The sequence below is a fragment of the Kitasatospora sp. NPDC004723 genome, assembly GCF_040609255.1.
In the GTDB taxonomy this organism is placed as follows: Bacteria; Actinomycetota; Actinomycetes; order Streptomycetales; family Streptomycetaceae; genus Kitasatospora.
Genome location: NZ_JBEXJT010000020.1, coordinates 44,324 through 64,851, shown reverse-complemented (window position 1 = coordinate 64,851; position 20,528 = coordinate 44,324). Strand labels below are relative to the sequence as shown.

19 protein-coding genes are annotated in these 20,528 nt (G+C 75.9%); 9 read left to right on the top strand and 10 right to left on the bottom strand.

The genetic code is table 11. The features are described from left to right. Positions 1-13: 13 nt before the first annotated feature. The 5 genes from pqqE to ABZW10_RS20520 form a co-directional block, all read right to left on the bottom strand. Positions 14-1,495: a pyrroloquinoline quinone biosynthesis protein PqqE gene (pqqE, locus tag ABZW10_RS20540; protein WP_355367622.1), complete on the bottom strand. Its 1,482-nt coding sequence runs from the start codon at positions 1,493-1,495 to the stop codon at positions 14-16. Further along, positions 1,492-2,283: a pyrroloquinoline-quinone synthase PqqC gene (pqqC, locus tag ABZW10_RS20535; protein ID WP_355367619.1), complete on the bottom strand. Its 792-nt coding sequence runs from the start codon at positions 2,281-2,283 to the stop codon at positions 1,492-1,494. Before pqqC ends, pqqE begins: the two co-directional genes overlap by 4 nt. Then, positions 2,280-2,438: a pyrroloquinoline quinone precursor peptide PqqA gene (gene pqqA / locus ABZW10_RS20530; RefSeq protein WP_355367616.1), complete on the bottom strand. Its 159-nt coding sequence runs from the start codon at positions 2,436-2,438 to the stop codon at positions 2,280-2,282. Before pqqA ends, pqqC begins: the two co-directional genes overlap by 4 nt. Before the next feature lie 272 nt (positions 2,439-2,710). Beyond that, a complete protein-coding gene (locus ABZW10_RS20525; RefSeq protein ID WP_355367613.1) occupies positions 2,711-4,375 on the bottom strand; it encodes a PQQ-binding-like beta-propeller repeat protein in 1,665 nt (554 codons plus the stop codon). Positions 4,376-4,544: 169 nt separating this feature from the next. Continuing rightward, positions 4,545-5,228 carry a hypothetical protein gene (locus ABZW10_RS20520; RefSeq protein WP_355367610.1) on the bottom strand — a complete coding sequence of 228 codons (684 nt, stop codon included), beginning with the start codon at positions 5,226-5,228 and terminating at the stop codon, positions 4,545-4,547. Between the two features lie 456 nt (positions 5,229-5,684). Here ABZW10_RS20520 and ABZW10_RS20515 point away from each other — a divergent pair, with 456 nt between their 5' ends. Then, complete coding sequence (locus ABZW10_RS20515) at positions 5,685-6,068, top strand: hypothetical protein (RefSeq protein WP_355367607.1); 384 nt, start codon at positions 5,685-5,687, stop codon at positions 6,066-6,068. A 96-nt stretch (positions 6,069-6,164) separates the two neighbouring features. Then, positions 6,165-6,401, top strand: a complete 237-nt coding sequence (locus ABZW10_RS20510) for a hypothetical protein (RefSeq protein WP_355367604.1) — start codon at positions 6,165-6,167, stop codon at positions 6,399-6,401. Between the two features lie 10 nt (positions 6,402-6,411). Here the strand turns inward: ABZW10_RS20510 and ABZW10_RS20505 are convergent, their stop codons facing one another. Next, entirely contained in the window at positions 6,412-7,131 is a 720-nt protein-coding gene (locus ABZW10_RS20505) for a ribonuclease H (protein ID WP_355367601.1), read from the bottom strand. A gap of 68 nt (positions 7,132-7,199) precedes the next feature. Beyond that, positions 7,200-8,138 carry an NADP-dependent oxidoreductase gene (locus tag ABZW10_RS20500; protein ID WP_355367598.1) on the bottom strand — a complete coding sequence of 313 codons (939 nt, stop codon included), beginning with the start codon at positions 8,136-8,138 and terminating at the stop codon, positions 7,200-7,202. A gap of 138 nt (positions 8,139-8,276) precedes the next feature. Here ABZW10_RS20500 and ABZW10_RS20495 point away from each other — a divergent pair, with 138 nt between their 5' ends. Together ABZW10_RS20495 and merB are read left to right on the top strand one after the other, a co-directional pair. Then, a complete protein-coding gene (locus ABZW10_RS20495; protein ID WP_355367595.1) occupies positions 8,277-8,678 on the top strand; it encodes a helix-turn-helix domain-containing protein in 402 nt (133 codons plus the stop codon). A 64-nt stretch (positions 8,679-8,742) separates the two neighbouring features. Continuing rightward, positions 8,743-9,402 carry an organomercurial lyase gene (gene merB / locus ABZW10_RS20490; protein ID WP_355367592.1) on the top strand — a complete coding sequence of 220 codons (660 nt, stop codon included), beginning with the start codon at positions 8,743-8,745 and terminating at the stop codon, positions 9,400-9,402. A 155-nt stretch (positions 9,403-9,557) separates the two neighbouring features. On the opposite strand, the gene ABZW10_RS20485 is transcribed toward merB, so the two are convergent. Continuing rightward, complete coding sequence (locus ABZW10_RS20485; RefSeq protein ID WP_355367589.1) at positions 9,558-13,478, bottom strand: phosphodiester glycosidase family protein; 3,921 nt, start codon at positions 13,476-13,478, stop codon at positions 9,558-9,560. A 357-nt stretch (positions 13,479-13,835) separates the two neighbouring features. On the opposite strand from ABZW10_RS20485, the gene ABZW10_RS20480 reads away from it, so the two are divergent. Further along, a complete protein-coding gene (locus ABZW10_RS20480) occupies positions 13,836-14,129 on the top strand; it encodes a hypothetical protein (RefSeq protein ID WP_355367586.1) in 294 nt (97 codons plus the stop codon). Here ABZW10_RS20480 and ABZW10_RS20475 read toward each other — a convergent pair. Then, complete coding sequence (locus tag ABZW10_RS20475; protein ID WP_355367583.1) at positions 14,114-14,746, bottom strand: AAA family ATPase; 633 nt, start codon at positions 14,744-14,746, stop codon at positions 14,114-14,116. The genes ABZW10_RS20480 and ABZW10_RS20475 overlap by 16 nt on opposite strands. A gap of 32 nt (positions 14,747-14,778) precedes the next feature. Next, the gene (locus ABZW10_RS20470; RefSeq protein WP_355367580.1) at positions 14,779-15,330 is read right to left on the bottom strand and encodes a MarR family transcriptional regulator; all 552 of its coding nucleotides are present in this window, start codon (positions 15,328-15,330) and stop codon (positions 14,779-14,781) included. 48 nt (positions 15,331-15,378) lie between these two features. On the opposite strand from ABZW10_RS20470, the gene ABZW10_RS20465 reads away from it, so the two are divergent. From ABZW10_RS20465 to ABZW10_RS20450, 4 genes are all read left to right on the top strand, one after another. After that, positions 15,379-16,317, top strand: coding sequence for an EamA family transporter (locus ABZW10_RS20465; RefSeq protein ID WP_355367577.1), 939 nt, complete (start codon positions 15,379-15,381; stop codon positions 16,315-16,317). Between the two features lie 360 nt (positions 16,318-16,677). After that, the gene (gene fusA / locus ABZW10_RS20460) at positions 16,678-18,765 is read left to right on the top strand and encodes an elongation factor G (RefSeq protein WP_355367574.1); all 2,088 of its coding nucleotides are present in this window, start codon (positions 16,678-16,680) and stop codon (positions 18,763-18,765) included. Positions 18,766-19,085: 320 nt separating this feature from the next. Continuing rightward, on the top strand, positions 19,086-19,985 hold the full coding sequence (locus tag ABZW10_RS20455) for a neutral zinc metallopeptidase (protein WP_355367571.1): 900 nt from the start codon (positions 19,086-19,088) through the stop codon (positions 19,983-19,985). Positions 19,986-20,134: 149 nt separating this feature from the next. Next, positions 20,135-20,500 carry a hypothetical protein gene (locus ABZW10_RS20450; RefSeq protein ID WP_355367568.1) on the top strand — a complete coding sequence of 122 codons (366 nt, stop codon included), beginning with the start codon at positions 20,135-20,137 and terminating at the stop codon, positions 20,498-20,500. Positions 20,501-20,528 lie beyond the last annotated feature (28 nt).

Genomic DNA, 20,528 nt, shown 5'->3' with positions numbered 1-20,528 from the left:
CAGCGGGTGCTCCTCAGTCCGGGTCCGGGGCGGGCCGGACCGGTGGCACGGGCGGGACGGGCGGGACGGGCGCAGTGAACCTGCGCGGAACCGGTGCCGGAGCGGGCGCGGGCTCCGCGTCCGGTTCTCCCCGCACCAGGTGGTGGTGCGGGGAGAACCGGCAGGCCGGGTCGGTGACGCCCGGGTCGCCGGTGAACTGGAAGGCCTGGCAGCGGCAGCCGCCGAAGTCCTGCTCGCGCAGCGCGCAGCCGCGGCACGGCTCGGGCATCCAGTCGGTGCCGCGGTACCGGTTGAAGGCGGGCGAGTCGTGCCAGCTCGCCGCCAGCCCGTCGGTGACCGCGTTCGGCAGTGCGAGGTCGGGCAGTTGGGCGGCGGCCAGGCAGGGCAGCACGGCGCCGTCCGGTGCGACGACCAGCTGTTCGTTCCCCCAGCCGTTCATGCACGGCTTCGCGGTGCCGCCGTGGTGGTCGGCGAGCACGTGGGTGATCTCGATCCGGTCGCCGTGCCGCGCCCGGGCCCCGGCGACGTCCTCCTCGGCCCGGCGGACCTGCTCGTCGTCGGGCGCGAGGTGGGCCCGGTTGACCCAGGCCCAGCCGTAGAACTGGGTGTGCGCGAGCTCGACCCGGTCGGCGCCCAGCTCGACGGCGAGGTCGGCGATGGCGCCGAGGCGGGCGACGTTGCCCCGGTGCAGCACCGCGTTGACGGTGAGCGGCAGGCCGGCGCCGGTGAGCAGGGCGGCCGCGGCGAGCTTGCGCTCGTGGCCGGTGGGGCCGGTCAGCCGGGTCAGTCCGGCGATGGCGTCGGCCCGGTGCGGATCGGCGTCCTGGACGGAGAGCTGGACGTGGTCCAGCCCCGCCGCGGCGAGCTCGGCGGCGCGCGGGCCGTCCAGCGGCAGACCGCTGGTGATCAGGTTGGTGTAGAGGCCGAGGCCGCGGGCGTGCGCGACGATGACGGCCAGGTCGCGGCGGAGCAGCGGTTCGCCGCCGGTGAGGTGGACCTGCAGCACGCCCAGGCCGCGCGCCTGGTCGAGGATGCGCAGCCACTGCCCGGTGTCCAGCTCGTCGCGTTGCCGGGTGAGTTCGACCGGGTTCGCGCAGTAGGAGCACTGCAGCGGGCAGCGGTGGGTGAGTTCGGCGACCAGGCCGAGCGGGGCGGGCGCCCGCTTCCCGGCGGCGGCGCCGGGAAGCCCGGCCGCCGGGTACGGCTCGGCGGGTGCGCCGGTGCCGTCGAGGGTGAGCAGCCGGCGCGCGGCGAGGTCGGTGAGCAGGGCCAGCACCTGGCCGGCGTCCACGCCCTCGTACTCCTCGGCGAGCCGGGCGGTGATCCGGGCCGCGTCGCGCCGGCCGTCGATGTGCCGCAGCACGGCGGCGGCGGTCGCGTTGAGCAGCAGCACGCCCTCCGGGTAGAGCAGCGCGGCCTGTTGGCGCACCGGGTCGTCGACCAGCCGCACCCCGCGCCGCAGCCCGGGGGCCGCGGCGGCGGGTGCGGCGTTCACCCGGCGGTCCCGGCGGTCCCTGCGGTCCCGGCGGCCACCGACGTCTGCGCCGGTGCGGCGGGCCCGGTCGGGGCGGCGCCCTCCGGCCCGTAGTCGACGGCGTCGAGCATCGCGCGCAGCACCTCGCACTTGAACGCGAGCGCGTCCACCGCGGCCCGCTGCTGCTCGGCCGTCACGCAGTGCTCCAGCACCAGATCGAGGGTCTGCGCGCTGTCCCGGCGGGCGTCGGGGATCCGGTGCTCGAAGTAGGCGTAGCCGGCCGGGTCGATCCAGTCGTAGTGCTTCTGCCAGGCGACCACCCGGTCCGCCATGTGGTCGGGCGAGAACATCTCGGTCAGCGCCGCCGCCACGCCCTCGGTCCACGGCCGGGTCCGGCAGAAGTTCAGGTAGGCGTCGACGGCGAAGCGCGTGCCGCGGGCCACGTGCCGTTCGTCCAGGACCTCGGCGCGGTCCAGGCCGACGGCCTCGGCGAGCACCAGCCAGTCGGCCAGCCCGCCCGCGCCCTCGTGCGGGCCGTCCTGGTAGCCGAGCCGCCGCGTCCACTCCCTGCGGACCTCCGGAAGCGGGCAGTTGGCGATGATCGCGGCGTTCTTGCGGGTCAGGACCAGCTGGTAGTACCAGCGGTTGGCGACCCAGCGCCGCAGCTCCGGCGGCGTGCAGCCGCCGGAGTGCAGGCGCAGATGGAACGGGTGGGTGTCCCAGTACCGTCCCCGCAGGCCGTACAGCCTGGCCGCGAACTCCTCGCGGGTCGACGCGGTGGTGGAGGCGCCGGTGGGGGCGTGGGTCACCGAGTGGTCCGCGCGGCGTACGCGGTGACCTCGGCGCCGGTGCGGTGGCACTCCACCGCAGGGGCGGACCAGACGGGCTTGGCCGGGGCCGCCGCGGCGGCGGGCACGGTGGTGGCGGTGGAGGCGGTCAGCGGGGTGGTGAGCGGGGACTTCATGGGAGTTGCCCTCCTCGGTGAAGTGGGGTTCGGGGCCCGGCGGCCCCTGGAGCAGGACGCTACGAGCCGCCGGGCCCGCCTGCCGGGCCAACCCGCGCGACAGTGTGCCAAACGCGCTCGAACGGGTGACGCGACGGGCTCCGCGGCCGGACCGGGCCCGCGCGGCAAAACCGGTGTCGAGTGTGCCGCGCGGGCAGTGCCGTGTCGAGTGGGCCGACGAAGGGTCTGTCAGGTGGCGTCTCCCGGGCGCCTCCCGGGGAGCTTCCAGCGGGTCAGCCGGAGCGGCCGAACGCCAGCAGGTGGCCGTCCTTGGTGCCGACGAACACCCGCCCGCCGTCGGTCGCGGGCACCGAGAACCTGGTCACCGTGCCGAGCGCGAAGCTGCGCCGCAGGGTGAGCGTGCCGTTGACCGGAAGCGCGTCGTAGACCCGCAGTTCGCCGTTCTGGCCGCCCGGTCCGGTGCCCGAGTAGACGGTCCACACCAGGGCCGAGCCGGTCGCCGTCCCGTCGGAGGTGACCACGGGTGAGCCGGAGGCGTAGCCGAAGCCCTCGGCGCTTGTCGCGGCACTCGTCAACTGCGGGTTCCCGGCGCCGTTCACCGAGTACTTGAGGGCCCGCAGCGCGCCGTAGTTCTCGACCAGGTAGACGTAGCCGCCGTCGCCGCCCCACACTCCGGGGTGGCCCCAGACGCCCTTGAACGGGCCGGTGGTGCCGACCACGCCGTCGGTGCCGCCGGGGCCCTGGCCCATGCCGCCGAGGCGGTCCCGGTCGAGCAGGAAGATCCGGCCGTCCTTGCCGACCTGCACCATGAGGCGCGGGTGCGCGGCGGTGCCGAAACCGGAGGGCAGGGCGGCCGGGCCGCCGGAGCCGAGATCGATGTCCCCGTGGTCCATCGCCCGGTTGTCGGTGGGGCTGAAGAAGTCCCGTGGGGCGAGGCCGCCGTCGGCGGTGACGCCCAGCCGGACGACGGACTCGGCGAAGTGGCCGCCGGGCCGGTCGCCGGGGCCCTTCGGCGGGGAGGCGCCGTCGCCCGCGCCGTTCCCGGTGGCCAGGAAGATCCGCCCGGGGCCGTCCGAGACCAGGCCGCCGCCGCTCATCCAGACGCCCCCGTTCTGCGAGGCGGAGCCGGACTCGGTGGACCAGAGGGTGAGTCTGCGGGTGCTGGTGTTGACGCCGGCGACCGTGCCGACGTAGGTGCCGACCCCGCAGTCGGAGGCGAACCCGAAGTAGACCGCGCCGTCCAGCAGCAGCAGCCCGGCCCGCTGGGCGGAGGTGGCCGGGTCGAACGGCACGCCGGGGCTGTTCACCGCCGAGCCCTCGACGGGGACCGGCCAGCCCGCGCGCTCGGCGCCCGAGGCGGCGTCCAGGGCGTGCACCGAGAAGCGCGCGCCGCCCCCGTCGCCGGACTTGGAGACCAGGTAGACCGTCCTGCTCGCCTTGTCGTAGACCGGCGTGGAGATGATGCCGGTGCCGGGGGAGAGGCAGGCGGTGGAGGCGGGCACCGGGGCGCCGAGCGAGCGCTGCCACAGGATCCGGCCGTCGGCCGCGTCGACGCCGTAGACGTGGTTGGTCGCGGTGGCGACCACCACCGTCGATCCGGCCACCAGCGGCTGGGCGTACACCGCGCCGTCCACAGCGGTGGACCAGCGGCGGCCGAAGTCGGCGGAGGACACCCTGGCCGGGGCGAGACCGGGCTCGGCGGCGTCCCAGGCGGTGCGCAGATTGTTGACGGAGACGGTCGGATTGTCGGCCCGGGTGGGCGTCGCACCGCCGAGCGCGCCGGCGGCGAGCGCCGGGAGGAGCAGCGCCAGCCCGGAGATCAGGGCCGCCGCCGACCGCGGCGGCCGGGCGGGTCGGGCGGGGCGGTGGGGCCGGACGGGACCGGGGGCGTCCGGGGCCGGTCCGGTGACGCGCGCGGGTGGGTGAGATCGGCTCATGCGATCCGCCTTGGCTGTCGGGGGGAGTACGGACAACGGCGCCGTGGCGTCGTTGTGCGAACGACCGTCCCGCACCCGCGGCGGCCCGGCACCACCGTGCCCGCCCCGTTCACGCCCCGGGGGGAACCGGCTGCGCCGGGCGGAGGTGCGCCGGGCGGAGGTGCGGCGGCTACACCCCCTTGGACAGCAGCAGCGCCAGTCCGGTGGCGGCGGCCGCCTCGGCGTCGGCGTTCACGTCGTCGCCCGGGCCGCGGTCCTTGACCACCTCGACGGAGTACGCGTGGCCGTCGGCGGTGAGGAAGTTCACCTCGGGACGGCGGCCGTTCTTGTCACGGAGCAGGTAGGCGTCCTGGCCGGTGCCGGGGATCGGGGTGGAGGTGAACTCCGGGTTGGACTTCAGCGAGGTGAACAGGGCGGGGTCCATCTCCTGGATGTGGGCGAAGGACTGCCGGGAACCCCAGGTACAGCCCCAGACCGGCTTGCCGTCCTTGGGATCGGGGTGGGTGCCGGTGAACGGTCCGCCGGTGCCGACGGCGGCGACCACCTGGGGGGAGGTCAGCAGGCTGCAGGCGTCCGCGGGTCGCTTGCCGGTGCCGGCGGCCGTACCGGCCGGCGTGCCGGCGGTGGGGGCGGCCTGGGTCGCGGTCGGGGCCGGGGCGGTGGTGGCGGGCGCGGTGGTGGCGGGAGCGGCCGCGGTGGTCGTCGGAGCGGCGCCGGTGGTGGCCGGCGCGGAGGCGGCCGTCGTCGAGCCGCCGCCCGAGGAGGAGCAGCCGGCCACCGCGGCGGCCGCGAGGGCCAGCGCGGGCAGCCAGCCGTACCGGCGGCCGGACATGATCGGTGACCTGCGGTCCATGGAACCCCCTCCGATGGCGCCCGCCGGTGCGGCGGGCGGCGACGTGGCAGGATCCTACGGCGTCGGGCGGTCCGCGATTTCCTGTTTGTGCTACAGGAGTTGGACGACTCCGTCACGGGCGCGAGCGGGTCGTCGGCCGGTCGCGGGGCCGGCGCGCCCGGGCGCCCGGGACGGCGGTCCGGAGCACGGGGGTGGTACGCGCACGTGCGGCCGGGCTCCGGGCGGCGCCCGTGCCGGGGCGAGCTGACCTGCCCGGATGTCCGGGCCCCTCATTATCAGTGCGGCAGGTCCGGTGTCGAGCGCGGGACGGCGTCTTCCCCGGACGGGTGACGTTCTGGTGAAAGTGGTCATGCCAGGAACGGCGGCCCGGCATCCTGTGCCCGTGATCATGCGGATCCCGGGACGGGGCGGGGCGCGCGACCGAGCGGATGCCCATTGGGACGGAGGCCCTGAGAGATGAGCACCAACCTGCCGGAGACCGTGGTGGAGGCCCCGGCCGTCCTGCCCGCGCCGCCCCGGGTGGTCGACGACCTCGCCCGTGATCTGACCCGGGCGGCAGCGGCCGTCCGGTCCGCCTCCAGAGACGGCCGCAGCGGCGGCGATCTCGCGGTGGCCGCCTACACCGCCGTGGTCTGCACCGGACGGTCGGCGGCCCGCGCCCTGGAAGAGGCCGCCGCCTGGTGCCGGCAGGCGCCCGAGGCCGAAGTGCACTCGCTGGCCTGGGCGCGGGTGCCGGGTCACCGCGACGACGTGGACGAGTACCGGGTCACCCTCGCCGTCAGCTTCCCCGACCAGGAGACCGGCGAACACGTCGGCGACACCCACCGCGCCCGGCGCTGAACCCCGGGCCCGGGCCGGCCGATCGACGGGGTCCGCCCGGGGTGTCCGCGTGGCAGACTCGCCGTCATGGACACCCAGGGGGCGAACGATCCTGCTGTGACCGAGCGTGAACTGTCCGTCGGGTCAGCCGTGGTGGTCACGGTGCTGGCCGGGCTCTGCGGCGCGGCGCTGCTGCTGGCCATGCTGCACTGGCTGGGCTGGACCGTCCCCGGCCTCGGCCGGCTGCTCGCCAAGGGCGCCGTGAAGCTCGGGGCCGGCGGCGCGGTCGGCCTGACGGCCGCCGTCGCCTGGTTCCGGGTCCGCCGCGCCGGCCGGGGACGGGACGCTTCCTGAGCGATCCGCCTCAGGACCGGGTGGCCGCGCACTCCAGGTGGCCCCAGGTGGCGCCCACCTTGGTGATCTTGTCGCCCTTGGCGTACGGGCGGGAGCACGGGCAGGTGCCGGGGAAGCGGGCGGAGAGCGTCGGCGCTCCGCCGGAGCCGGCGGAGCCGCCGGCGGTCCGACGCTTGGCCGAGGCCGAGGCCGAGGCCGAGGCGGGGGCGGCACGGCGGGCCCGCGGCGGGGCGCTCGTGACCGGGTCCGGGACCGGCAGGTCGGCGGCGGTCCCGCCGGCCGCCTCCTGGGTGCGGGCGGCGTCGCTGGCGGCCTTGTCGGCGATGGCGTTCAGCGGATCGCCGTCCACCTGGTGGGCGGGCACGTAGACGAACGCGACCTCGCGTCCCTCCAGGAGCCCGTCGATCCGCTGGATCAGCTCCTGGTTGGCCACCGGCTTGCCGGCGGCGGTCTTCCAGCCGTTGCGCTTCCAGCCCTTCAGCCACTTCGTCACCGCGTCACGGGTGTACGTGCTGTCCAGCCGGACCTCCAGCGGCACGGCGGGATCGGTGGCGGCCAGCAGCTGCTCCAGGGCCGTGAGCTCGCCCACGTTGTTGGTGTTGCGCCCGAGCGGGCCGGCCTGCCAGCGCTGCGGCACCCCCGCACCGTCGGCCACCACGTAGGCCCAGGCCGCCGGGCCCGGGTTCCCCTTGGCCGCCCCGTCACAGGCGGCGATGATTCGGTCGTTCATCCTGCGATCATGCCAGCCCGCGCGGGCCCCGCGGACCGCGCGGCGGCCCGGCCCCGGGCCCCGCGCGGTCAGGGCAGCAGGACCAGCCGCCCGCGCAGACCGCCCCGCGCCAGTCGGCGGTGCGCCTCGGCGGCCCGTTCCAGCGGCAGGGTGTCGGCCACCCGCAGGGCCAGCTCGCGGCGTGCGGCCAGGGCTGCGAGCCCGGTGAGCGCGGCGCCGTCCGCCGCCACCCAGACGTGCACGACCCGGATCCCGCGCAGCCCGGGCGGTGCCGCACCCGCCGACACCGCGACGAAGGCCCCCCGGTTGCGCACCGCGCCGAGCACCGCCACCCCGAGCAGCGCCGCGTCCAGCGCGCCGTCCACGCCGCCGGGCACCAGCACGCGGACCTCGGCGGCGATGTCGGGTGCGTCGCGCGGCACGCACCACCGCGCCCCCAGTTCCCGCAGCCGCCCGGCGTCCCGCTCGCCCGCCACCGCGACCACGCGCAGTCCGCGGCGCGCCGCCAGCTGGACCGCGAAGCCGCCGACCGCACCCGCCGCGCCGGTGACCAGCAGTGTCGCCCCGGGCGGCAGGTTCAGCAGGTCCAGTGCCTGGACGGCGGTGAGCCCGTTGAGCGGCAGCGTCGCCGCCTCGACGGCCGGCACGCCCGGCGGCGCGGCGGCGAGCGCCGAGGCGTCCAGCACCAGGGCGTCGGCGTAGCCGCCGAGCGGGACGTCCAGCCGGTCGCGCAGCCCGATCACGGCGTCCCCGACCGCGAATCCGGACACCCCGGGGCCGATCCGCTCCACCGTGCCGGCCACGTCCCAGCCGATGCCGACGGCCTCTCGCGGCGCCATCAGCCCGGCCTGCGCCAGCACCCCGGCGCGGGTCACCGCGTCCACCGGGTTGACCCCGGTGGCTGCCACCCGCACCCGAACCTGGCCCGGCCCCGGCTCGGGGACGGGCACCTCGACCAGCTCCAGGGCCTCGGGACCGCCGAACCGGCGGACGACCACGGCGCGCATCGCGCTCTCCTTCCAGCAGGGGGCCGCCACCGCCCGCGGCGGACGGCGGGGCTTGCCAACGGCACTCAACCTAGGGAGAGTTGCTCCCCGGCAGGAAGTACGCACCCGCGAGTGCGTACCGTACGGAGAGGAGAGCCGATGGCGACCACGACCGCCGCCCAGCGCCGCTCGGCCGCCCGGGCCGGCTACGACGCCTACCTCGCCGAGTGCCCCGCGCGGCAGCTGCTGGAGCGGATCGGCGACAAGTGGGTCAGCCTGATCGTCAACGCCCTGGCCGACGGGCCGCAGCGCTACAGCGACCTTCGCCGCCGCCTCGCCGGGGTCAGCGAGAAGATGCTCACCCAGACCCTGCGCGCCCTGGAACGCGACGGTCTGCTGACCCGGACGGTCACCGCGGCGGTCCCGGCCCGGGTCGACTACGCGCTCACCCCGCTCGGCGCCGGGCTGCTCCCACTGCTGCGGGCGATCAAGGACTGGGCGGAGGAGAACATGCCCGAGGTGCTGGCCCACCGGGAGGCCCACGACGCCCTGACCGGCTGAGCGGTCGGCAGGGTGACGGGCCATCAGGGGGCGGAGGTGGAGCCGGTCGTGGCAGGCTGACGGTATGGACACCGAAGAGCTGAGACTCGCGGTCTACCGTTCCTTCGCCGCCACCGGCCGGGCCCCCGGGCACGACCGGCTGGCCGCCGAACTGGGCGTCACCGCACCGGAGATCCGCGCCGGCCTGCGCCGGCTCGCGGACGCCCGGCACCTCGCACTCGGCCCCGACGACACGATCGTCATGGCCCACCCGTTCTCCGCCGTGCCGCTGGGCTTCTCGGTGATGGCCGGCGCCACCCTGTGGTTCGGCGGCTGCGCCTGGGACTCCTTCGCGCTGCCGCACCTGGTGCCCGGCGCCGATCCGGCACTGGTCGCCACCACCTGCCCGGCCTGCGGGCGCGCGCACGCCTGGACCGTCACCCGGCAGGCCCCGCCGGCGGGTGAGCAGGTGGCGCACTTCCTGGTGCCCGCGGCCCGGATGTGGCAGGACGTCGTCCACACCTGCGCCCACCAGCGGCTGTTCTGCTCCACCGACTGCGTCGACGACTGGCTCGCCGCCACCGGCAACCCGCGCGGCGCCGTCCTCGACCTGGCCACGCTCTGGCGGCTCGCCGCGCACTGGTACGAGGGCCGGCTCGGCTCGCCGTACACCCGGCGCGAGCCGGCCGAGGCCGCCGACCACCTGCGCTCGGTGGGGCTGAGCGGGGAGTTCTGGGGGCTGTGAACCGCTGACGCGGGCTCGAGCAACACCGAGGGAGCGCAGAAGGAGCGCCGAAGGAGGGTCGAAGGGACACCGAGGGAACGCCGAAGGCCCGTGCGGCCGCCGCCGTCGAGGCGGTGGCGGCCGCACGGGCCGGGGTCAGGAACGGAACGGCAGCGTCACAGGGCGCTGCACTGGCCGCCCTTCGGGCCGTTCACGGTGTTGCCGTGGCCGCCGTTGCCGGGGGCCGGGGTGTTGCCCGCGCAGTCCAGCGGACCGCGCACGGTGCTGCCGGCGACGGCGGTGCCGCCGGTGTTGAGGGCCAGGTGGGCCGGGCCGTCGACGGTCGACCAGAGCAGGGCGACCTGCCCGGTGGAGCCGCTCACCGCGACCGGGCCGGACACCTGGGAGTCGGTCAGCACGAAGGCCGCCGCGCCGCGGGCCGAGACCGGGCCCTTGAAGGTCGAGTTGTCGGCGACCAGCGCCGCGCCCGGCTGGACCAGCACCGGGCCGGTGACGGTCGCGCCGTCCAGGCAGGTGACGCCGGAGGTGACCGCGAGCTTCTTCTGGGCACCGCGCAGCGTGGTGGTGCACGCCGGGACCGAGCCGACGGTGAGCGCGCGCTCCGCCGTCACGCCGCCGACGGTGACGGTCAGCGTCGCGCTGCCCGGCCGCAGGCCGGTGAGCGTGCCGGTGGCCGGGTCGTACGCGGCGATGCTGCCGTGCGGGGCCTTGGCGGCCGGGCCGACGTGCACACCCCGCCCGCCCCACCGGGCGGTGACCGGCCAGGCGACCGGCACCGTCCGCTCGCCGTCCTGGGTGAACGTCGCGCTGACCGGCGCGGAGTCCAGCAGGCCGAGCGACTCGGGGGCGGTCAGCTGCACCGCGTCGGCGCGGGCCCGCACCTCGGCGCGCAGCCAGGCGGAGGCGTCGTCCGGCACCGCGTACGGGTCGGTGACCCTGCCGGCGGCCGGGTTGATGCCGAGCATCGTCCAGCCGGTGAAGCCGCCGCGGTCCGGCTCGGCGGCCGGGCCCTTGCCCGAGTTGCCGTTGATCAGGTACGGGACGCCGTCGACGCTGCTCGCGTGGAAGGCGCCGACGTGGCCGCTGACCATGGCGGCGGACTTGCCGCCCGCGCGGAAGCCGGCCAGCCACTGCTCGACCAGCGCGGCCTCCTTGCGGTCACCCAGCTGGCTGCCCTGGTCGGGCAGCGGGTCGCGGGTCGGGTGGTGGTCGAACAGCAGCAGACCGGTGACCGAGGGGTCCTGCGCGGCCTCGTCCAGGGTGGTGCGCAGCTTGGCGATCTGGTCGAAGCCGCTCGCCCGGAAGGAGCCCAGCGAGCTGTTCAGGGTGATGAAGCGGGTGCCCTTGACGTCGAACACCTCGCTGGTCTCGCCGAAGGCGGCCTTGAAGTTGTCGATGGTGCCGGGGCCCATCACCTCGTGGTTGCCGGGCACGTAGTGCCAGGGGATGCTGCGGCCGGTCAGCTGGTCGAACTCGTCCAGCACCTTGCGGGCGAGGGCGAAGTCGGCCGGGCTCGCCTCGTCGACCAGGTCGCCGGCGATGACCAGCAGGTCGGGCTTGGCGGCGGCGATGTCGCGCAGCGTGCGGCGGGCGGCCTGCACGATGTCGCTCTCCGGGGCGCGGGCGATGAACTGGGCGTCCGACATCACCGCGACCCGCAGCGGCTTGCCGTCCACGGTGCCGTCGGTGAGCACCACCGGGTCGGTGACCCGCGGGCGCACCGGCAGTTCGACGTCCGGCGCCACCTTGACCCGCAGGTCGGCCAGGGTCAGCGCGCCGGTGTAGGAGCGGGCGGCGCTGGTCTCCATCAGCCGGAAGCGCTGGAAGGTCAGCGGGTACTGCACACCGGCCGGGATCGGGAACTCGACCTTCTGCCAGCCGGTCCAGGTGACCATCGGCGCGTCCAGGTTGGCGGTGACACCGGCGGCGGTGCGGTACTGGATCCGCGGCCAGGCGCCGTTGCCGTCGCCCTCGATCCACATCGTGATCGAGCGCGGCTGGCCGGGCAGCACGATGCCCTCGGGGGCGATGGCGTACTGGCCGCGGGTGCCGGTCGACTTGGTGAAGTCGTAGGCCAGGCGCAGGCCCTTGCCGCCGTCGTGGCCGGCGGCCGGTGCGACGCCGCCGTCGGGCGCGCGGTCGTTGCCGGACTTCCAGGCGGCCGCGTCGGAGAAGTCGGCGAACGGCTTCTCGGTCATGCCGACGGTGACGGCGACGGCGGTCTCCAGGCCGCCCACGGTCAGCTTGAGGGTGGCGGAGGTGCCGTCGGCGAGCGCCTTGAGGGCGATCGATCCGTCGTCGGCGGCGGAGGTCCCGACGACGCCCGCGCCGCCGGTGACGGTGATGTCCGCGGCCTCGACCGGGGCGGCGTGGCCCTGGGCGTCGTAGCCGGTGACGGCGATCTTCGCGGTGGCGCCGGCGCCCTCCAGGCCGATCGGGTCGGTGCCGGCGGTGATCCGCACCGGAGCGCCGAGCACGGTCAGTGGCAGGGTGGCGGTCTCGGCGCCGTCGGCGGCGGCGGTGACGGCGGCCGGGCCGGAGGTGCGGCCGGTGACGACGGCCTCGGTGCCCTTGCCGGACACCTCGACGGCGCCGCTGCCCGGCGCGCCGCCGGTCGTGCCCTTGGCGGCCGACCAGCGGACCGGCGGGGTGGCACCGGCCACCGGGCCGAAGGTCTCGTCGTGCGGCAGCGCGCGGACGGTGCGGTGCAGGCCGGGGAAGACCCGGGCCGCGGTGTCCACGGTCTCCGCGGGCCGGACCCGGAAGCCCTTGACCTGGCCGGAGCCCGGCGCGGAGAACAGGCCCAGCCCGTTGGCGACGGCACGCTCCCCGCCGTTGTCGGACGGGCTGCTGACGGTGCCGGCCCGGGCGGTGCCGGGCAGCCGGGCGGCCATCGCCGCCGAGCCGCCGCCGTCCATGTTGAGCGCGTTCCGCGCGCCCATGTCCCGCATCAGCACCGCGAGGTCGGGCAGGCTGATGCCGGGGCTGTCGGCCTGCCGGCCGTCGATCGTGACCAGGTACATCCGCTTGTTGTCGGCGGAGAAGCCCACGGCGGTCCGGGCGTTGGGCTCGTTGCCGTCGTTCTCGCCGGGCCGCATCGCGACGCCGTCGCGGACCAGCACCTGGTAGCCGCCGACCGCCACCGCGACCTCGCCGAAGGAGGCGCGCGGCCGGTAGCCGGTGGAGACCTGGTCGCCGGGCTTGAGTTCGCGCAGCGCGCGGGCGCCGGCCTCCCGGCCGACCAGCACGGTGGCGCCCTCGGGCACGGCGGCGCCCGGCTGCTCGCGCACGGCGGTGACCCGGCCGTCACGCAGCTCCACCTCGACGACCTCGGAGGAGCCGTCGGCGACCTTGGCGCGGGAGGCCGTGCCCCAGGCGGGGGTGAACAGGCCGACGCCATCGGCGGGCAGGCCGTAGGTGTTGACGCCGTTGAGGGTCAGCTCACGGCCGCCGGGCAGGGCGGCGTGGCCCTCCAGGAACACCTCGGCCATCCGGGCGAGGCCGTCGGTGCCGACGGTCACGGCCTGGTTCCAGCCCTCGATCGGGGCGTGCACGAGGCCGCCCTCGCGGGAGACACCGACCCCGAGCGGCGCCTCGGAGGCGTTCATGTCGAAGTAGTCGCCGTTGATGGCGGCGACCGCCCCGGCGCCGCGGGCCATGTCGGTGACGGTCTGGCGGGTGGTCACCTGGCCGGAGGACAGGTAGTCGACGCTCAGGCCCTCGGTGGCGAGGTCGGCGACCAGGACCTTGCCGCGCAGCCAGCCGGTCTTCCCGAGCCGGTCGAAGGCGGTCATGGTCAGCCCGGGGGCGATCGGGGTGACCTCACGCCGGGTGACGACCGACTCCCCGGGGCGGTCGAGCACCAGGCCGGGTTCGGCGGCCGTGCGCTCGGCTCCGGCCGTGGCCGGTCCGCCGGGCGCGGCCCAGGCGCTGGAGGTGGCGAGGGCGGGCAGGCCGGCGGCGACCAGCGCGCAGAGCGCGACCACCGCGGCGGGCCGCCGGCGGCGGCCCGCGCCGGGTGCGGCGGCGGGTGCGGGAACGGGGGCGGTCGTCGTGGGGGTGACGGGCGGTGACATTCGGTGGTTCAGCTCCTCGTACTGCTACGGGACGTGTGTGCCGCCGGTGCGAGCGCAGGACACGGTCGGTGGCACGGGGCGCCGCTGGACGGCGCGGCCCGGGTGCATGATCACCGAGCCGACGGCAGCCAATCGTCCACGAAAGACCTTCACACCACGCGTCGGTGAACCGACCCGTTCGGCCGCGCGAACAAAAGCCCCATTCCTCTCGGGAACATGACACAACAGGACGTCCGGGCCATGGTGGTGAGGATCGCCGCTTTCCCGTCCTGCTGCAGAGTTCGACGCGCGCCGGGGGCGCACAGTGGAGCGCGCACCACCCCGTCCTCGTCAACGAGCCCCATCGGAGGGGAAGCCATGAGCATCCGTACCGCCGCCGCGGCCGTCGCCGCCACCGCCGCCCTCGCCGTCCCGGTCCTCGCCGCCGTCCCGGCCACGGCCGCGCCCGCCCGGGTGGCGACCTGTTCGACGTACAGCAACTACGTCAGTTACGGCGTGGCCTGCGACGGCACCCGCAGCTACTACGCCTGGGCCGTCTGCGCCAACAACCAGGTGGTGTACGGGGCCACCCGCTCGGGCGGGGTCTGGTCCTACGCCTACTGCAGCAACGTCGGTTCGACCTTCCGCAGCGGCGGCTACACGCTGATCTGACCGCCGGGGGAGCCGCCCGCGGCGGCCAGGGCGCGGTCCACGCGGTCGGCGAGCGTCGACCACGGACGGCAGTCGACCACCGGGAGCGCGTGCCGGCGGGCCTCGGCGGCGAGCCGGTGCGAGTACCGGGCACTGACCTCGGCGCGGTCCGCCTGCACGCCGCTCCCCGGTTCGCGGGCCGCGTAGTTGGCGGTGATCCGGGCGGCGTCGCCCTCGTGCAGGAACAGTGCCCGGACGTCCCGCCCCGCCGCCCGGCCCAGCGCGAGCGCGCGGGCGCAGCCGGCCGGGGTGAGGTAGTCGCCCTCGACGACGGCGGGGACCGGGACGGTCAGCCGGTTGCGCACCACCCCGAGCAGCGCCGGCTCCAGCGCCTCGGCGGTGGCGATCTGGAGGTCCAGCACCCGCTCGGGCGTCAGCTCCTCGACCGCGCCGCCCTCGCCGAAGTGGTGCAGGGCGGGGTGCTGTTCGGGGGTGGTGAGCTCCTGGACGGCGGCGACCACGTCGTCGAACTCGACGACGAAGGCGCCCGTGCCGGCCGCGATGCGGGCGGCGGCCAGGCTCTTGCCGACGCCGGAGGCGCCGCCGAGCAGGAGGAGGTCCCAGGTCCGGTTCGTCACCCCGCGACGCTATCGTGCGGGATCCGGTCGGATCATCCGGATTTCCCGGTCGGGTCCGCGCTGTGGTCGAGCCGCCGCTGCCACGTCGTCAGCAGGCCCTCCAGGGTGGCCGCCTCCTCGGGGGTGAGCAGGTCGAGCAGGCGGTGCTCATTGCGCATGTGGGCGGTGAACGCCTCGTCGATCAGCCGGCGGCCCGCCTCGGTGAGGGCGACCACCCGGCCGCGCCCGTCCGCCTCGCTGCGCCGGCGGGTGACCAGGCCGGCCCGCTCCAGCCGGTCGATCCGCTTGCTCATGGCGCCGGTGGTGACCATGGTGCGGGCGGCCAGTTCCCCGGGTGCCCGCTCGAACGGCGCGCCCGCCCGGCGCAGCGCGGCCAGCACGTCGAACTCGCCCTCGCCCAGCCCGTAGCGGCCGTAGACCAGGCAGAGCTCCTCGGTGAGCCGGCCGGCCAGCCGGTGCAGCCGTCCGATCACCGCCTGCGGGGAGACGTCCAGGTCGGGACGCTCACGGCGCCAGTCGGCCTGGATGAGGGCGACGCGATCGGGGGCCGGGTCCGTCGGGTGGCTGTCTCGGCTGCGCTCCATGTCCGGCATCCTAGCTCGATGGCTTCCCGGGAAGTTATATTGTCTTCCATGGAAGCAAGTTTTCGGTGGGTGCTGCTGACCGCCGTCGCGCCGGTGGCCTGGGGCGCCAACTACTACGTCACCCGCGAGTTCCTCCCGGCCGACCGTCCGCTGTGGGGCGCCGCGCTGCGCGCCCTGCCGGCCGGACTGCTCCTGCTGGCGCTGCGCCCGCGCCTGCCGCGCGGAGCCTGGTGGTGGCGCTCGGCGCTGCTCGGGCTGCTCAACACCGCGGGCTTCTTCGTCCTCCTCTACATCGCCTCGCAGTCGCTGGCCACCAGCGTCGCCTCCACGGTGATGGCGGCCTCACCGCTGGCGATGCTGCTGCTGGCCTGGGCCCTGACCGCCGCCCGTCCCGCCCGGGCCCATCTGCTCGGCGCGCTGGTCGGCCTGGGCGGCGTCGGGCTGATGCTGCTGACCCGGGCCGAACCGGCCTCCCTGCCGGGTCTGGCCGCCTCGGCGGCGGCGATGCTCGTCTCCTCGCTCGGCTATGTGCTGGCCGGCCGCTGGCGCGACGGCCCGGACGTGCTCGCCACCACCGCCTGGCAGCTGGTGGCCGGCGGGCTGGTCCTGCTGCCCTCGGCCGCGGTGGTCGAGGGCGCGCCCGCGGTGCCCACCGGGCGGGAACTGCTCGCCTTCGGCTACGTCGCGGTGGTGGCGACCGCGCTGGCCTTCACGGTCTGGTTCGCCGGCCTGCGCCGGCTGTCGCCCGGGACGGTCGGGCTGGTGGGACTGCTCAACCCGCTGACCGGCGTCCTGCTCGGCACGGCGGTGGCGGGCGAGGCGCTCGGTCCGCTCCAGTACGCCGGGCTGCTGCTGGTCCTGGCCGGGGTCGCCCTCGGGACCGTCTTCAAGGTCCCGCCCGCCGGGCGACGCCGGGAGGCCGAGGACGGCCCCGGCCGCCCGGGCCGGGGCGCTGCCCGGGCGAAGGCGCTCGGGCGGCGCGGCTGACCTCCCCTCCCGTCGCCGCCGGTTGACAGCCGGTCGGAGGGAATAACCGGGTGACCCGGGGCGGGCCGGTTCCTACACTCGACACCCAGAGGCGCGCCGCCCGGGATTCCGGCGGCGCGCGCCGTGACGAGTCGAGGGAGGACCGGTCGTGCGCCACCGCACCGCTGCCGTCGTCCCCTCGTCCCGGTTCGAGGTGATCCTGGTGTCCTCGTCCTTCCGGTGCCCGCCGCGCGGCCGGCACCGGGGGCGTGCGACGACCCTCTGACCCGGGCCCGGGAACACCCCTCGCCTCGCGGGTCGCCGTCGCCGCCGCAATCGCGCTGCCCTTCTCGTCCCGAGAGCTTCGAAAGGAACCGGGCCATGCGCACCGACGTCACCACCACCATCGCCGCCGTCCGCAACCTGGGCATCCTCGCCCATGTGGACGCGGGCAAGACCACCGTCACCGAGCGGATCCTCTTCCTGACCGGCGAGACCCACCGGCGCGGCGAGGTCCACGACGGCACCACCGTCACCGACTGCCACCCGCAGGAACGCGAGCGGGGCATCACCATCTCCGCGGCGGCCGTTGCCTGCGTCTGGGACGGTCACCGGATCAACCTCATCGACACCCCCGGCCACGTCGACTTCGCCGACGAGGTCGAGCGCTCCCTGCGGGTGCTGGACGGGGCGGTCGCGGTGTTCGACGCCGTCGCGGGCGTGGAACCGCAGAGCGAGAGCGTCTGGCGCCAGGCCGACCGGCACGGCGTGCCGCGGATCGCGTTCGTCAACAAGATGGACCGGGCCGGCGCCGACCTGGACGCGGCCGTCGCCTCCGTCCGGGAGCGGCTGCACCCCGCCCCGCTCGCCGTCCAGCTGCCGATCGGACGGGAGGGCGGCTTCACCGGTGTCGTCGACCTGCTGACGATGCGTGCCCTGACCTGGGACGACGGCCCCGACCGGGACGGCTTCCGGGAGGGGACGGTGCCCGACGGGCTGCGGGCCGAGGCCGGGCGACGGCGCCGGCTGCTGGACGAGGCGGTGGCCGGGCTCCATCCGGCCGCGCTGGAGGAGTACGTCGAGCACTCGGCGCTCTCCACCGTGACCCTGGCCGCGGCGCTGCGGGACCTCACCCGTAGCGGCGAGGCCGTGGTGGTGCTGTGCGGCTCGGCCTACCGCAACCGCGGGATCGAGCCGCTGCTGGACGCCGTCACGGCCTACCTGCCGTCACCGCTGGACGTCCCGGCGGTGCGCGGCGCCGCGGTCGGCACGGCGGGCGGGACGGCCGACGGTACGGAGGTGGAACGGTCCGCCGATCCCGGCGGGCCGCTCACCGCACTGGTGTTCAAGGTGAACGTCACCGCCACCGGCCGGCTCACCTATCTGAGGCTGTACGCGGGCACGCTGCGCAAGGGGGACACCGTGCTGGACGCCGGCACCGGTCGCACCGAACGGATCGCCCGGATCCTGCGGGTGCAGGCCGACAACCACACCGAGACGGACACGGCCGTGGCCGGGGACATCGTCGCGGTGATCGGCGTCAAGGCGGCACGCGCCGGCGCGACGCTCTGCGCACCCGCAGCGCCGGTGGTCCTGGAGCCCGCCGTCACGGCGGTGCCGGTGGTGACGGTGGCCGTGGAGGCGCGGCGCACGGTCGACACCGACCGGCTGGCCGTCGCGCTCGCCCGGCTCGCCGAGGAGGACCCGTCGCTGGTCGTCCGCACCGACCCGGAGACCGGGCAGCGGGTGCTGTCCGGGCTGGGCGAACTGCACCTGGAGGTGGCGGTGGAGCGGATCCGCCGGCTCGGACTGGAGGTGGCCGTCGGCCGCCCGCAGGTGGCCCACCGGGAGACCGTGGAACGCGGGGTCACCGGGCACGTCCACCGGCACGTCAAACAGGACGGCGGCGCTGGCCAGTTCGCCCACGTGGTGCTCGACGTGGCACCGCTGGACGGCCCGGCCGGGCAGCAGGAAGGGGGATTCGTGTTCGCGTCCGCCGTCACCGGCGGGCGGGTGCCGAAGGAGTACGTCCAGGCGGTCGAGGCGGGCTGCCGGGACGCGCTCGCGGAGGGCCCGCTGGGCGGCCACCCGGTCACCGGCCTGCGGGTCGTGCTGACCGACGGGGCCACCCACCCGAAGGACTCCTCGGAGCTCGCCTTCCGCACCGCCGGCCGGCTGGCGCTGCGCGAGGCCCTGCGGGCCTGCCGGATGGTGCTGCTGGAGCCGGTCGCCGAGGTGACGGTGACCGTGCCGCAGGAGTCGGTGGGCGGGGTCCTCGGTGACCTCGCCGCCCGCCGGGGCCGCGTCCGGGGCTCGGCCCCGCGCGGCGGGACGGCGGTGGTGACGGCCGTGGTGCCGCTCGCCGAGCTGTTCGGCTACGCGACCGCCCTGCGCAGCTGCACCCAGGGCCGGGGCACCTTCACCACCCGGCCGGCCGGGTACGCCCCGGCACCGGCCGCCGTCCGGTAGGGCGTGTCCTGGCCGGCGCCGGGCCGTCGGGAGCACCTCGGTGGCCCGGTGGCCCGGCGCCGGGTCTCCCGGAGGAGGTGCGACGCCGGACCGAGGCGTCCCTGACGGCCGGGCCGGCGGCTGCGAAACGCTCCGTCTCCCGGCAGCGGGTGACGGCCTCGCCACGGCAGGTCACCGACCGTTCCGTTGCCCCGGGGAACCGCTGCTGACCTGCGCGTCCGTTTTCGGCGGCGGCCCGCGGAGCCGCTACCGTGGCCGGGCGGCCGGGCCCGGCCGCCCGGCGCCGCGGGCGCCGTCGGCACCACAAGGGACGGACCGGAATGCAGTTCGACGACCAGGGCGACCTCGACACCTCGCAGGTGGACGACCGGCGCGGCATCCCCGGCGGGAAGATCGCCATCGGCGGTGGCGCGGTCGGTCTGGTCGCCGTGCTGATCGCGGTGCTCTTCGGCGTCGACCCCAGCATCCTCGGGCTCTCCGACGGCGGCGGATCGAGCGCCGGGTCCGGCCGGACCACCACCGCGGGGGAGGTGCAGCAGGCCTGCAAGACGGGTGCCGACGCCAATCGTCGCCAGGACTGCCGGATCGTCGCGGTCACCAACAGCCTCCAGGACTACTGGGGCGGCCAGCTGCCCAAGTCCGGCGTGGCCTACCGGCCCGCCGAGACGGTCCTGTTCACCGGCCGGGTCTCCACCGCCTGCGGCGCGGCGAGCTCGGCCGTCGGCCCGTTCTACTGCTCCGGCGACCGGCGCGCCTACTTCGACCTCGGCTTCTTCGACGAGCTGTCCACCCGCTTCGGCGCGCGCGGCGGCCCGTTCGCCGAGGCCTACGTCGTCGCCCACGAGTACGGCCACCACATCCAGAACCTGACCGGCACGATGCAGAAGGTCGGCCAGGACCGGCAGGGCCGGGACAGCGCCTCGGTCAAACTGGAGCTCCAGGCCGACTGTTACGCGGGCGTCTGGGCCCACCACGCCACCACCACCCCGCAGGCCTCCACCGGACGGCCGCTGATCAGCACTCTCACCGACCAGGACATCGCCCAGGGCCTGGACGCCGCGGCGGCCGTCGGCGACGACCGGATCCAGAAGCAGGCCACCGGCCGGATCGACCCCGACACCTGGACCCACGGCTCCTCCGACCAGCGCAAGACCTGGTTCACCACCGGCTACCGCACCGGCGACCCGGCCCGCTGCGACACCTTCGCCGCGCAGCGCTGACCGCTCCGCTCGCCCGCCGCGCCCGTCCCGCCCGTCCCGCCCGCCCCGGCACCCTGTCATCCGTCAGGGACCGGGGCGGGCGGCTGCTTCCTACGCTGCTGAGCACCGGCCGGACAACGGGCCGGACCAGCACCTGAGGGAGAACCACCATGCGCAAGATCCTGCACGCCGCCGCCGCGCTCGCCCTCGCGGCCGTTGCCGCCACCACGGCGGGGGCCTCCGGCGCCCGGGCCGCCGACGGCTCCTGGGACGGCTGTCCGTACGGGGCGGTCTGCGTCTACGCCCAGGACGCCGACACCAGCAGGCCGCCGACCGACGTCTTCTGGAGCTACGGCGCCCACAACCTCCGCAACCAGATCGGCCGGCACTGGGTGCTCAACAACCAGTCCGGCGGGGCGCACGCCCACCTGTGCACCGGCTCCAACGGCACCGGCTGCGGCGAGGACCTGGCCGCCCAGACGGGCGTCTACGCCGATCTGACGCCGATCAACTCCATCACGCTCGACCGCCCCTGACCCGCTGAGGGCCGCCCGTCCGCCGGCC